Origin of the sequence: Bradyrhizobium stylosanthis, assembly GCF_001641335.1 — a bacterium.
Classification (GTDB): Bacteria; Pseudomonadota; Alphaproteobacteria; order Rhizobiales; family Xanthobacteraceae; genus Bradyrhizobium; species Bradyrhizobium stylosanthis.
Map to the genome: position 1 here is coordinate 300410 of NZ_LVEM01000001.1, position 13868 is coordinate 314277.

The window sequence follows — 13868 nt, forward strand, 5'->3', positions numbered from 1 at the left end:
TGATCAAATGCCCGGAAACGGGCCGCGCCATTTCGACGGGCATCGAGATGGATCGCGAGCGGTTTCGGTGCAGTACGGTGTTCTTTTCGCGCACATATTGCGGGATGTGCGCGGCGACGCACGAATGGTTCGCCCGAGAGGCCTGGGTCTATGAATCGGTCTTGGCGAACGGGAATTCCGGGGGCGGCGGGCAGCCGTTCCGCGCCGGCGCGGCGTGAAGCAGCCTGACGGCATCCTGCGAGACGATCCGATCGATCCTGCGGCTCATCACCTTGTAGCACTCGCATGCGACGACCTCGAGCCGTCGCCTGTCGATCTCGAGTTGGCCGCGCCGGTTGGATTTCAGCGCCCGTGACGCGCGAAGTGCGCTCACGACGTGCGTGACGGTGGTCCGCCGGACGCCGAGCAACTCCGACAACGTCTCCTGCGTCAGGGGCAGGACGTCGCCGCAGCCCTCCATCCGATCGTGAATGTGAAGCAGCCAGCGGGCAAGGCGCGCTTCGACGGAATGCAGCGCATTGCAGGCCGCGACGTGCTGGACTTGCGTCATCAGCGCCCTGGTGAAGATCTGAACCGTGGTTGCGAGGGCGGCACTGCGTTCGAGCGCAGCATGAAATCGCGCGGGCGAAATCTGCAGAGCGGTTCCGGCCACGCGGACGACTGCGGTCATGGGTGATCGGGTCGGACCGAGCGCCGTCAGAAGTCCGACGGCGCCGTCGTTGCCGATCACGGCAGTTGCCGCCGTCTGTCCGTTCGGCAACTCCATGATGAGGGCGATCGCGCCGCTGCAGGGAAAGGACAGGTGCTCGATCCTGTCGCCCGATCGCACCAGGACCGCGTCGTGCCGGAGCTCTACTTTTCGCAAATGGGGGGCAAGCAATGCGAAATCGGCCGGCGGTAACGCAGCTAACAACCGATTACCAACTCTGGTCGCTTGCTCCATCACGGGAAGCGTCCCTGGACGGAGGCCCGGCAGACGCGTTTTCACCGGTCGGGTCGCGCTGCCGCTTGCCATGGCAGTCGAAATAAACGCGACTTAAAAGTTAATGTTCCTCGGAGGGATTGGCAAGCCGGTGCGCGAATGTGTCCGATTGCGATCAGGCCGTCGAAGATCGCAGCCGGCCGTTCGCAACTGCGCGTCTGACGCGAGGGTGGTTCCTACCTCAGCCCCTCATAGACCATCAGCCCGCGGGCGACCTGCAATTTGCGGATCGCGCGCGGCAGCAGCTTCTCCGGCTGGTGCAGGTAGCGCCAGGAGGTGAGGGTGAATGCCGACAGCGTGCCGCATTCGTCGTCGAACGGCGCCAGCACGCCGGTGACGCTCACCGGTGTATGCGGGCGGGCATTGAAGGGCAGCAGCAGGAGCTCGAGATAAGCCTTGCTGCCGTCCTCGCGCGTGGCGGTGAGGCCGGCGATTGCGCCCAGCGTTTCGTCGGCGACGATGGTCGTGATCTCCTCGATCTCGCGCCGGCTCGTCTCGGTGAACAGCGCGGCGAAGCTCGCGTCCTTGAGGTCGCGTCCGGTGAGCGCGCAGACACGCGTGCCGGCGACGCGGAACGGGAAGCCGAGATTGGGCTCGCAGGAGAGCACGAAGATGTCGCCGAGCAGCTCGCGGACCGCGGCTGGATCGATGTCCGCCCGGTCGGGCGCCCGCGCGGTGCCACGCTTCTTGTCCCAATACGTGAAGAACGCGCGGCTCGACGAGTGTTTCATGGCTGAACGCTAACCCCGGGGTACGACTTCCGGGACAGATCTGTCCCGCTTCAGTGCACCCGCGATCCCTTCTGTTGTTGTGCAGGAGGCGATTTGCAGCGTCCATGCCGGGACGGCGTTTTCGCGCCCGTTAAGGCCGTCTTTGCGTTGTTAACGTTAAATTAACTATGCGCTTTGTGCCTCGCGCGGCCCTGCTATGGTGACCGCGGTCGCAAGCCTCGCCGCTTTTCTCCAGGTTCTCGGCGAGGTCTGTACACAGGGCGTCAAACAGTTTGGCCACGGGCCGGGGAGGGGTGGGGATACACCTTCATTCCCTGGGGGTTCGGAAGGCCGACACGGACAGGCAGGGCTTTCCCAGGGCCCTGCCTTTTCCTTTTGTGCACTTGCGCCGGGACGGTAAAGGCGACTATCTCCAAGACTGTCGCTCCGATCGGGCCTGAAAGCGAAGCTGCCTTGGATTCCCCGCAAGATTCGTCGCCGGACGTGCCGGCCGTCGTCGAAGAGGCTCCGCGCGAGCCGATCCTGACGCTGCCCGTGGCGCTGACCGCCTATATCGCGCTGCTGGCGGTGATCCATCTGCGGGTGCTGCTGCCGCCGGAGCTGGAGAACTGGACCATCGACGTCTTCGGCTTCATCCCGAAGCGCTACGATTCCTCGCTGCTCAATCTGCAGATCCCGGGCGGGGCCGGTGCCAAGGTCTGGAGCTTCGTCACCTATTCGCTGCTGCACGCCAATCTGACCCATCTCGGCTTCAACGTGCTCTGGCTGCTGCCGTTCGGCAGCGCGCTGGCGCGGCGCTTCGGCGCAGTCAGGTTCTTTATCTTCATGGCGGTGACGGCGGCGGCCGGCGCGCTGGCCCATCTCGTCACCCATGAGCATGCGGTGGCGCCGATGATCGGCGCCTCGGCCTCGGTGTCGGGCGCAATGGCGGCCGCGATCCGCTTCGCCTTCGCCCGCGGCAGCTTCCTGTCCTTCTCCCGTTCGGATGCCGATACCGCCGCGAAAGTTCCCGCGCTGCCGCTGTCGCGTGCGCTGCGCGACGGGCGGGTGGTCGCGTTCCTCGCCGTGTGGTTCGGCGTCAACATCATCTTCGGCGTCGGTGCGATCGGCGTCGATGCCGAAACCACCAGCGTCGCCTGGCAGGCGCATATCGGCGGCTTCTTCGCCGGCCTGCTGCTGTTCGCGCTGTTCGATCCCGTGCCGCGCGTGCGAAGCGATGCTGCGGATGCGTCATCACGGGACGTTTCAGATCGCATCTGAAGCGGCGCTTGCGGGACGGCCCGAATTCATCCATCATTCGCGTGAAGAATGTGCCGAAGCGACAAGCCCATAGAGGCAACGCTTCGACAAGCGCGCGAGCGTGAAACCCGCGCCGAAACTGTTAGTTGAAGACTCGCGAACAAGTCCGGGACCGCCGCCAAGGCGGACGGCTCCGATTCAGGGAGGCGACAATGACGGTACGTTCCATTCTCAACACCAAGGGCCACCAGATCATGAGCGTCGAACCCGACGCCAAGCTGGCTGCCGCGGTCAAGCTGCTCGGCGAGAAGAAGATCGGCGCGGTGCTGGTGATGAACCAGAGCCGGCTGGAAGGCATCCTGTCCGAGCGCGACATCGTGCGCGTGCTCGGCGAGCGCGGCGCCGCCGTCCTGGAGGCGCCGGTCTCGGAGGTGATGACCCGCAAGGTCGTGACCTGCAAGGAGACCGACACGGTGGCCGAGCTGATGGAGACGATGACGACAGGCAAGTTCCGCCATCTGCCCGTCCTCGATAACGGCAAGGTGGTCGGCCTGATCTCGATCGGCGACATCGTCAAATGGCGTGTCCGCGAATACGAGACCGAGCAGGAAGCCCTGCGCGACTACATCAAGACGGCCTGACCGGGGCCCGATCCGGACGAGCGCGCAGCGCGGCGTTCCGGAAGAAAGATCGTGCGCGAACAATCACGTGACGCGCGACAAGCTTCGCTCTCGCCGCGCCTTACTCCTCCACCTTGGGCGCGTGGCCCGCAGGCGCGGGCGCGAGCACCTCGATCGCCTCCTGGATCGATTCCAGCGCGCGCTCGGCGGCGCGCGTGCCGTGCGCGATCAGGTCCTCGGAACGGTGGAAGTCGAACCAGCCGAACTGGCCGACTCGCGGCGTGATCAGCATGTCCGGCGGGTCGCCGGCAAGGCGCGCGCGGGTGATGCGGTCCTGCATGATGTTGAAGGCATCGACCATCACCGAGGAGATGCCGGGCCGTCCGCCGCCGCCGAAGAACTCGCGCTTCATGGTCTTCTCGGGTGAGAACAGGCGCGGGAAGCGCCGCTTGGCGGTGGCTTCCTCCGGCGCGGGCGTGACCGCTTCCGGCGCGGCGCCATGCGAATGGATCGTCGTGGAATGGGTGAAGATGTCGCTGGAAAGATTTGCGGCGATGACGATTTCGGCGCCGAGCGCGCGGGCCGCCGAGACCGGCACCGGATTGACCAGCGCGCCGTCCACCAGCCAGCGGTCGCCGATCAGCATCGGCGAGAAGATGCCGGGCAGGGCGTAGGAGGCACGCATCGCGTCGACCAGGCGGCCGCGCGTCAGCCAGATCTCGTGGCCGGTGCGGACCTCGGTCGCGACGCTCGCGAACTTGATCGGGAGATCCTCGATCTGGATCTGGCCGACCGCCGCCTCGAGCCGGGTTGCCAGCTTCTCGCCGCCAAGCAGGCCGGAGCCGTTGAGGCGGATGTCGAGATAGCCGAGGATGTTGCGCATCCCCTGCAGGCTGCGCCCCCATTCTTCGAACGTCTCGAGCCGGCCGGCCGCATGCAGGCCGCCGACCACGGCGCCGATCGACGTGCCGACCACGACGTCGGGTACGATGCCGTTGGCGATCAGCGTTCTCAGAATACCGATATGGGCGAAGCCGCGCGCCGCGCCGCCACCGAGGGCGAGGCCGATGATCGGCCGGCGGGTCGCGCCGAGGCCAACCTTGTCACCGTTCGAGCCGTTCGCACCGCGGCCCTTCAAGATCTCGAGCACCAGTACACTCTCCTACGCAGGGGGCCAGCCCACCACCAGACTAGGCACCCCCTTTGCACTCCGCCATCTCTGGGGCGAAGCATGGTTTATGCCGCTTTGGGGAGGGCGCTGGGCAGGAGTATGGCGAGAGGCGTTTGCCTCATGTCTAATCACGCAGGCGTCAGCCGGGTTCCACAAGTCCGGCCGGGACCGTATTTCCTGGGGTATCAGAGGCTTGAATTTGCCGCGTTTTCGGTGAAAAGCAGGGAACATGACACGCGGGGGTGACGGCATCATCGGATGGCGGCGCAGCGGCAGGCTGCTGCCGGCGCTGGGTCTTGCCATGTGCCTCGTGATATCGGGCCAAAACGCCGCGCAGGCGCAGCTTTTCTCGGATCGGCCGCCGCCGGTGCCGCCTGCCTCGGTGCCCGATCCCGGCGGGGCGGTCAGCCTGGCGCCGCCCTCCGGCCCGGGTGCCGGACCTCCGAGCCTGCCGCCGACCCTGACCCAGCCGAATACGCCCAGCATGCCGCCGCCCGCGGTCACGACCGTGCCGTCGGCGGCGCCGCTCAATGCGGCCGTGCCCGGCCAGGGCGTGCTGTCGCTGACCGCGCGATACGGCAAGGACTCCGCGCCGATCACCAGCGGCCTGGTCTGGCGGGTATTCGCCGACCGTCCCGACGAGAACGGCACCTTCAAGCTGATCCGCGAGGATCGCAGCGCCACGCCGAACATCGTGCTGCCGCCCGGCAACTACGTCGTCCACGTCGCCTTCGGCCTCGTCAGCGCGGTGCGCACCGTCAGCCTGAAGGCCGAGACCGACCGCGAGTCGTTCGTGCTGCCCGCCGGGGGCTTGCGCATCGAGGGCCGCGTCGGCACCAGCCGCATTCCGCAGAACCAGATTTCGTTCGCGATCTACAAGGGCAGCCAGTTCGAGTCCGGCGAGCGCGCCTCGCTGGTGCCGAACGTCGCCGCCGGCGACGTCGTGCTGCTGCCCGAGGGCACCTACTACATCATCTCCAACTACGGCGATGCCAACTCGGTGGTGCGCTCCGACATCCGCGTCCAGGCCGGCAAGCTCACCGACGTCACCATCACCCACCGCGCCGCCGTGATCACGCTCAAGCTCGTCAGCGACAGGGGCGGCGAGGCGCTCGCCAACACCGCCTGGTCGGTGCTGACGCCCGGCGGCGACGTCATCAAGGAATCGATCGGCGCCTTCCCGCGCGTCGTGCTGTCCGAAGGCGAGTACCGCGCCATCGCCAAGAACGAGGGCAAGGTCTACGAGCGCGGCTTCAACGTCGTGAACGGCGTCGACGGCGAGGTCGAAGTCGTCGCGCGCTGATCGCGTGCTCCGGATGCGGTGCAGCACGAAGTGATGCAGCGCTGAGCCGGGACCTGGGCGTTCTGTAAGCGCTGCAATATCCTGCCGAACTTCTCATCCAGCGCACGAAAAGCCAATCAGACGCTGGCCCCCCTGCGCGGCAAGATCGCTGCGGCGAAGAGGGCGTTGCCGCAGATCGCATTTGGCTGGCTGCCGCGCAGAAGCCGTGGATCGCGCCGATTTCCGACAAGCAAGGCTGCACCGGTCCGAGGAAAATCTCGGCGTGGCAGTGGTAACGTTGTCCGAGCCGATCTTGCCAGCGGTGCTGACCAAGGTGATCGTGCAGGGAGACCGCTATCTGCCTATCTTCAGGCAAGGGCGCGGCCAACGGCTTAACATATATTGCACGCAAGGCCGGTGAGCGTTTGCTTACCGGGCTTCGTCTCTTGTGTTCGGATTTGCATACGCGTTGTGAGCGCTACCAAGCTGCATCGGAGCGCCGTTTAACACCGTCAGCGTCGGCTTATTCCGCGATGTCGTGACATCGCATCGCCGGTGGAAGATACGCAATTCCGATAATCAATTTTATTCTCTTTCCATCCCGCTGCGTTATATGTCGGGCATCCGTCCAATGGGGGACGCCGGAGCAGGCTGGTTGCCTGCGAGACCGGAAGAGCAGGGACCAAGCCCGTCGGCATGTTCGAAGTGATCCTTACCAGGCGCAAACGGTTCGGTTGGCGGTGGCAGGTGTGCGACCAGTCCGGCAAGATATTTGCCGACGGTTTCGAGCGCACGCGGCCGGCCGCCAAATATCATGGCGAGCGCGCGTTGTTCTTCCTGCTGTCGCAAGCCTACTTGCGCAAGCGCTCCGCTGCGTCCAGCGAGGACTAGGGCTACCAGCTCAGACATCCACGATCAGCTTGCCCTTGGCGGCGCGATCGCGGATCAGCGCATAGGCATCGCCGACAGTCTCGAGCATGAAGCGCCTTGTATCGACGAGCGGCACGAGCTTGCCGGCTTCGATCAGGCGCGTTGCCTCGCGCATGATCTCTCCGTGATGCGCGCGGCCTTCGCCTGTCAGCAGCGGCAGCAGCGTGAACACGCCGGAATAGGTGGCGGCACGGAACGACAGCGGCGCCAGCGCATGCGTGCCCCAGCCCAGCGCGCTCACCACATGGCCGAAGCGGCGCACCGCGGCGAAGGACGCATCGAGCACCTTGCCGCCGACGGTGTCGTAGACGATGTCGAAGCCGCGGCCGCCGGTGTGCTCTGCCACGTAGGTCTCGACCGCGGTGTCGCGGTCGATGAAGACGGCGCCGAAGCCTTCGATCGTCGCGCGCTGCGACGCCGAGCCCGTCGCGAACACGTCTGCACCGAGCGCACGCGCGATCTGGATCGCGACATGGCCGACGCCGCCCGCGCCGCCCTGGATCAGCACCTTCTGTCCGGCCTTCAAGGCCGCGCGGTCGATCAGGCCTTCCCAGGCCGTGATGAAGATCAGCGGCAGCGCGGCGGCCTCGCGCATGCTGAGATTGGCGGGCTTCAGCGCCAGCAGGTCGGCATCGACGGCCGCGAACTCCGCGAGCGATCCCTGCACGCCGCCGACGCCGCCGGTCATGCCGTAGACCTCGTCGCCCGGCTTGAACCGCGTGACGCCGCGTCCGGTCTGTTCGACCACGCCGGCGAGATCGATCCCGGGAATGGCGGGCAACGGATGGCGCGCATGCGCTGCGGCGCCCGCGTGGATCTTGGTGTCGAGCGGATTGACCCCGCTCGCGCGCACCCGGACCAGAACCTCGCCGGCGCCAGGCTCCGGCATCGAGATCTGGGAGATGCGCAGCGGCGCATTGTGGGCCTCCAGCACGCCTGCGCGCATCGTCGATGGTCTGGTCATGATGATCGTCCTTGCTCCGTTGTCGGCCTCCAATATGCCCATGAATTTTTGCATGGGAAGAAACAAGGATGTACAATCATCGTGCATTTTTGTATGGAGCTATCGCGATGGACTGGAGCGACCTGCGCATCTTCCTGGCGATCGCGCGCGAGGGCACCCTCGGCGCGGCCGCGCGAAAGATCGGACAGACCCAGCCGACCATGGGACGGCGGCTTCGTGCGCTCGAGGCGGCGCTGGGGCAGACCCTGTTCCAGCGCACCGCCGACGGCTTCGTCCTCACCGACGAGGGCACGGCCGTGCTGCGGCATGCCGAGCGGATCGAGGAGGAGGCGCTCGCACTGGAGCGGCGCGTGAGCGGCGTGGAGACCGAGCTCGACGGCTTGTTGCGCCTGTCGTCGTCGGACTGGTTCGGAACGGTGATGCTGTCGCCGGTGATCGCCGCTTTCGGAAAGCGCTACCCGAAGGTGACTGTCGAGCTCCTGACCGACGCGCGTCTCTACAGCCTGCCGCGCCGCGAGGCCGATCTCGTCTTCCGCATCAAGCCGTTCAGCGAGCCCGAGGTGATCTCGCGCAAGCTGCTCCACATTCCCTACGCGCTCTATGGCCGGAAGGGCAGCAGGGCGCCGCGTGCCGGCGACGGAAGCGGCGTCCGCGTCGTGACCATGAACGCCGAATTCGCCGACATGCCCGACGCGGTCTGGCTGAAGCGCACGCTGCCGAACGCGGAGGTCGCCTCGCGCAGCAACAACAGGCAGGCGCAGGCCGAGCTGTGCGCCGGGGGCGGCGGATTGGCCGTGCTGCCGCGTCCGATCGGCGATCGCGATCGGCGCCTCGTCGCGCTCGACATCGGCGCGCCGCCGCCCGGCCGCGACACCTATGTCGGCTATCACCGCGACCTCAAGCGCCTGGCCCGTCTGCGTGCGCTGCTGGACGTGGTGATCGAGAAGCTGGCGGGGTAAAGCCGTAGCCCGGATGGAGCGAAGCGCAATCCGGGGGCGCTTCATCCGCGGATGCGATCCCGGATTACGCTGCGCTCCATCCGGGCTACGAGACCTTGTGCTGCCCGACGGGCAAAACATCCCATCTCTCGGTCAACGCACGCGGCTGAAAATATTCCACTTTACCGAAATTCGGAAACGGCGTATCCATCGCCGCAACCCGGCCCATGGAAGAGGGGCGTATCGCGATCGTCACGAACGCGGGCCGGAAGGCGGTGGACGCGGATGGCGTTGGCGCGAACGGCCTTGCAGGGCGGGAGACCGTGAGCAAGGACCCCGCGCATACGACCGGTGCCATCAGCGTACGGCAAAATCGTGTGGTCCTGACGCCCGGGGTCTGTGCGTCAAGTCCCAGCGGTGGTGTGGCGGCCCGACCGGGCACGTGCATCAGCCATCTCGCGGGACGACGGGGGCAATAGTGCATCGCTCCCCGGGGAGAGCACGACATAAGCCGTAAAGCCACTGCGCAGGGAAGGCCGGATGTTTGGCTTCACCTGTATGCCGCTGTGCAAATTCTTGTTGCCACCTTCCGCACAGTGGACCGTGGGTGCCCGGCCGGCACCCGGTCTTCCCTGCGCCCTCTTTCATCGGGGGTGACACAAGCAAAGCTCGGGCGAAACCAGCCGCGAGGACGCGAAGGCGTGCCCGGGAGACGTAGGATGGGTAGAGCGAAGCGAAACCCATCATCTCTCCAAGCAGGAAGTGTTGATGGGTTTCGCTTCGCTCTACCCATCCTACGAGCTGCCACCCACGCGCCGTCATTGCGAGGAGCGAAGCGACGAAGCAATGCAGATTGTTCACCGCAGAGAGACTCTGATTGCTTCGCTGCGCTCGCAATGACGGTGTGGATGGGACTGCGGCACCATCTCCCCGATGTCGTCCCGGCGAAGGCCGGGACCCATACCGCGGAATCTGTCGATTGCATTCGATCGAAGTACCGAACCGCAAGCCCGCACCAAACTCACTGCTGTGGTTATGGGTCCCGGCCTTCGCCGGGACGACGTGGAGAGATCTGATCGCCGCTTCACCGCACGCGCAAATCAAACCGTCATAGTCTCTAACGCCCACTAACCAACACCGGACTTAAAACTGTCACAATCGAGAAATGGAACCCGCGTTCGCGCGCTCTTTACACGCCATTAAGTGCACCTGAATTGGATGCGCGGGGAAAGTGCGTTGGGGACTGCGATGACTGCCGCGAAGAAGATGCCGGGAAAACCGGCCGCCGAAATGTTCGATGACATCCCGGTGCTTCAGCGCAAATGGCGTGCGGCGTTGAAGCCGGGTGAGCGGCTGCCGCGCTACGAGGACGTGATGCTCGGCAGCCTCGGCCGGCTGGCCGATCACATCGCGCTCCTGAAGAACGACGGCGCGCTCGAATTGTCGCGCAGCGGCCGCTACGTGCAGAAATGGCTCGGCGAGGAGCGCTGGGACATCCCGGTCGCCGAGCTCTCGCCGGACTGCGCCACGGCGTTGTCGGAAGCTGCTGCCAGCGCGCTTGCGAACGGGCGTCCGCATCAGGCGAGCGCGCATTGCGTGCGCGACGGCATGGTCAGGACCTATGATGTGCTGGCGCTGCCGACCGCCTCGCGCTGGGGTGCCACGCTGGTGGGCGCCTATGTCAACGAGCGCGGTGCGCAATATAATCTGCTGGATGCGATCTTCTCGGCGACCGACGATGCGGTGATCTCGCTGGCGACGCTGCGCGATGCCGCGGGCAGGCCGTTCGATCTCCAGATCGTGCATCACAACAAGAGCGCCGCCGCGCTGCTGCAAGCCGCGGGCGCGGCCCTGCTGTGGCGCCGGATCGGCGAGAGCGGCACGCTGCTCGCAGCGCCGGAGATCATCAAATTCCTGGTCAAGACCGTCTCCGGCGGCCGCGGCGAGCAGCTCGAGATCGAGCACGGCGGCCGTCACCTCCGCCTGAGCGCCACCGCCTTTGCCGATGTGGTCTCGCTGACGATCTCCGATGTCACCGCCCTGAAACGGCGCGACGCCTCCTTCCGGCTGCTGTTCGACAACAACCCGATGCCGATGTGGGTGTTCGACGCACAGACCAAGGAATTCCTCAGCGTCAACGACGCTGCCGTCCAGCATTACGGCTACAGCCGCACCACGTTCCTGCGCATGAAGCTGCACGAGATCTGGCCGGAGGACGAATGGGACAGCCACGCCGAGGCGCTCGAGCGCGTCGGCGACACCTATCACTCCTCGCGCAACTGGCGCCATTTGCGCGCCGACGGCAGCGAGATCGAGGTGCTCACCTTCGGCCGCCGCGTCGCCTTCGACGATCGCGACGGCTACCTCGTTGCGGTGGTCGACATCACCGAGCGGCGCAAGGCCGAGGCGCGCATCGCCCACATGGCGCATCATGACGGGCTCACCGACCTGCCGAACCGCGAATATTTCCAGGAGCGGCTGAAGCAGGCGCTCGACCAGGCCGGGGGCAAGCGGGTCGGCGTGCTCTACATCGATCTCGACCTGTTCAAGAACATCAACGATTCCTTCGGGCATCCCTCGGGCGACCGCCTGTTGAAGGAGGTCGCCGAACGCCTGACCACCGTGGTTCGCGGCGCCAATCTCGCGGCGCGGCTCGGCGGCGACGAGTTCGCCGTGATCCTCGCCGCCGACGTCTCCCCGAACGAGGCGAGCGCCTGCGCGACCTTGCTGATCGACATGCTGAAGACGCCCTATGAGATCGACGGGCAGGAGATGGTGATCGGCGCCAGCATCGGCATTGCGCTGTCGCCGGGCGACGGCACGACGTCGGAGGAGCTGATGCGCAACGCCGACATGGCGCTGTACCGGGCGAAGTCGGACGGTGGCGGCGTGCATCATTTCTTCGAGCGAGAGATGGACCTGCAGGCGCAGAAGCGCCGCGACATGGAGCTCGATTTGCGCCGTGCCTTTGCCAACGGCGAGTTCGAGCTGCACTATCAGCCGCTGGTCTCGATCGCCTCCGACCGCATCTCCGGCTTCGAGTCGCTGCTGCGCTGGCGTCACCCCGACAAGGGCATGATCTCGCCGGCGGAATTCATTCCGGTCGCCGAAGACATCGGCCTGATCACGCAGCTCGGCGAATGGGTGCTGCGCGAGGCCTGCGCCGAAGCGGTGAAATGGCCTGCCGACGTCAAGGTCGCGGTCAACCTGTCGCCGGCGCAGTTCCGCAGCCGCAATCTGGTTCAAGTGGTGATCTCGGCGCTGGCGCAGTCTGGCCTGTCGCCGAAGCGGCTCGAGCTGGAGATCACCGAGTCGATCTTCCTGGCCGAGACCGATGCCAATCTGGCGACGCTGCATCAGCTGCGCGAGCTTGGCGTCAGCATCTCCATGGATGATTTCGGCACCGGCTATTCCAGCCTCAGCTATCTCCGCAGCTTCCCGTTCGACAAGATCAAGATCGACCGTTCCTTCGTCAAGGACCTGGCGCGGCGCCCCGATTGCGGTGCGATCGTGCGCGCGATCTCGGGGCTCGGCCGCAGCCTCAACATCACCACGACCGCGGAAGGCGTCGAGACCGAGGACCAGCTCGACTGGTTGCGCGCCGAAGGCTGTAACGAGGTGCAGGGATTTCTGTTCAGCGCGGCACGGCCCGCCGCCGAGATCGCAAAGCTGCTGGCCGATTTCGGCCAGCGCGCCTCACGGGCGGCGTAGCTCTTCGGGGAAGCAGCCGTAGACCAGCTCCTTGAACGCAGGCGTGATGCGGCTGCGCTCGTTCTGGGTCTGCTGCATCAAGAGGTAGACCATGTCGAGCTTGGGATCGACGCCGAAATAGGTGCCGCTGCCTGAGTCCCATTTCAGCTCGCCGATCGAACCCGCCGGCGGCGGCTTGGCATTGCCGGGATCGGTGCGCACGCCGATGCCGTAGCCATAACCAAAACCGTCGCCGGGGAAATAGAAATAGTCGCGTCCGACGCCGGAGCCGGGGCCGACGTGATCGGTCGTCATCGCTTTGAAGGCCGCCGGGCTCAAGTAGCGCTTGCCCTCGAACTCGCCGCCATTGAGCAGCATCTGCGAGAAGCGCTGATAGTCGGTGATGGTCGAGAGCAGGCCGCCGCCGCCGGATTCCCATTCGGGATGGGCGAGGCGGTCGCGCTCGCCGGCGAGCAGGATCGGATCGTTCGGCAGCGGCCGCGCCATGCGGGCGCGCTCCTCCGGGGTCGTCAGCACGAACTTGGTGCTGCTCATGCCGAGCGGATCGAGAATGCGTGCTTTCAGGAACTGGTACAGCGTCTGGCCCGAGATGATCTCGATGACGGCGCCGAGCACGTCGGTGGAATGGCCGTAGCGCCACAGCGTCCCGGGCTGGCGCGTCAGCGGCAGCTTGGCGATGCGGTCGGCGAATTGCCTGTTGTTGAAGGGGCCCTCGAAGATATTGGCGGCCTGGTAGACCTGCAGGACCCAGGGAGCGCCGATATATTCGTAGCTGATGCCGGAGGTGTGCCGCAGCAGATCCTCGATGTTGACGGGACGGACCGGCGGCTCGAGTTCGAGCTTCGCGCTGCCATCCGGCTCGATGCCGACCTTGGTCTCGGCAAAAAGCGGGATGTATTTCGAGACGGGATCGGTGAGCGCGAGCTTGCCCTCGTCGATCAGCATCATCGCGCCGAGGCACGTGACCGGCTTGGTCATCGAGTGGATCGAGAAGATCGTGTCGGGCGTCATCGCCAGGCCCGTCCTGGAGTCGCGTACGCCGATGCTCTTCAAATAGACCGGCTTGCCGTGCTGCTGCACCATGAGCACCGCGCCGGCCAGCCGGCCGGTCGTCACCTCGTTGTTGAAATAGTCGGTGATGCGATCGAGGCCGCCGGGCGAGGGGGCGGGGATGTTGGCGGCGGCGCTGCTTCGGCCCATCGAGCCGGCCAGCAGCGCGGCCCCGACCAGAAATTCACGACGTTTCATTCCGGCTTCCTCCCTCGCCGGGAACAAAGCCGCAAGACGTCGGAAGCGTCAA

The 13868-nt window shown here is 65.9% G+C and carries 11 protein-coding genes; 6 read left to right on the plus strand and 5 right to left on the minus strand.

Annotated features, from left to right (window positions below):
* Positions 1-148: 148 nt before the first annotated feature.
* Complete coding sequence (locus A7X65_RS01520) at positions 149-946, minus strand: Crp/Fnr family transcriptional regulator (RefSeq protein WP_063682610.1); 798 nt, start codon at positions 944-946, stop codon at positions 149-151.
* Positions 947-1158: 212 nt separating this feature from the next.
* Entirely contained in the window at positions 1159-1713 is a 555-nt protein-coding gene (locus A7X65_RS01525; protein ID WP_063682611.1) for a PAS domain-containing protein, read from the minus strand.
* A gap of 453 nt (positions 1714-2166) precedes the next feature.
* Here A7X65_RS01525 and A7X65_RS01530 point away from each other — a divergent pair, with 453 nt between their 5' ends.
* Positions 2167-2973, plus strand: a complete 807-nt coding sequence (locus A7X65_RS01530) for a rhomboid family intramembrane serine protease (protein WP_208608594.1) — start codon at positions 2167-2169, stop codon at positions 2971-2973.
* A gap of 191 nt (positions 2974-3164) precedes the next feature.
* Positions 3165-3593 (plus strand): CBS domain-containing protein, encoded by a 429-nt coding sequence (locus A7X65_RS01535; RefSeq protein WP_063682612.1) that lies wholly within the window; start codon positions 3165-3167, stop codon positions 3591-3593.
* Between the two features lie 100 nt (positions 3594-3693).
* Here the strand turns inward: A7X65_RS01535 and A7X65_RS01540 are convergent, their stop codons facing one another.
* Complete coding sequence (locus tag A7X65_RS01540; protein WP_063682613.1) at positions 3694-4722, minus strand: patatin-like phospholipase family protein; 1029 nt, start codon at positions 4720-4722, stop codon at positions 3694-3696.
* 250 nt (positions 4723-4972) lie between these two features.
* Here A7X65_RS01540 and A7X65_RS01545 point away from each other — a divergent pair, with 250 nt between their 5' ends.
* Together A7X65_RS01545 and A7X65_RS42425 are read left to right on the plus strand one after the other, a co-directional pair.
* Positions 4973-6046, plus strand: a complete 1074-nt coding sequence (locus tag A7X65_RS01545; protein ID WP_063682614.1) for a hypothetical protein — start codon at positions 4973-4975, stop codon at positions 6044-6046.
* Positions 6047-6721: 675 nt separating this feature from the next.
* The gene (locus A7X65_RS42425) at positions 6722-6916 is read left to right on the plus strand and encodes a hypothetical protein (RefSeq protein ID WP_063682615.1); all 195 of its coding nucleotides are present in this window, start codon (positions 6722-6724) and stop codon (positions 6914-6916) included.
* A gap of 10 nt (positions 6917-6926) precedes the next feature.
* Here A7X65_RS42425 and A7X65_RS01555 read toward each other — a convergent pair whose 3' ends face one another.
* Entirely contained in the window at positions 6927-7919 is a 993-nt protein-coding gene (locus A7X65_RS01555; RefSeq protein ID WP_186467367.1) for a zinc-dependent alcohol dehydrogenase family protein, read from the minus strand.
* Between the two features lie 107 nt (positions 7920-8026).
* Here A7X65_RS01555 and A7X65_RS01560 point away from each other — a divergent pair, with 107 nt between their 5' ends.
* A complete protein-coding gene (locus A7X65_RS01560; RefSeq protein WP_063682616.1) occupies positions 8027-8878 on the plus strand; it encodes a LysR family transcriptional regulator in 852 nt (283 codons plus the stop codon).
* A gap of 1227 nt (positions 8879-10105) precedes the next feature.
* Positions 10106-12568 carry a putative bifunctional diguanylate cyclase/phosphodiesterase gene (locus A7X65_RS01565; protein ID WP_063682617.1) on the plus strand — a complete coding sequence of 821 codons (2463 nt, stop codon included), beginning with the start codon at positions 10106-10108 and terminating at the stop codon, positions 12566-12568.
* Here A7X65_RS01565 and A7X65_RS01570 read toward each other — a convergent pair.
* Positions 12554-13816: a serine hydrolase domain-containing protein gene (locus tag A7X65_RS01570; RefSeq protein WP_063682618.1), complete on the minus strand. Its 1263-nt coding sequence runs from the start codon at positions 13814-13816 to the stop codon at positions 12554-12556. The two genes, A7X65_RS01565 and A7X65_RS01570, sit on opposite strands and share 15 nt — an antisense overlap.
* Positions 13817-13868 lie beyond the last annotated feature (52 nt).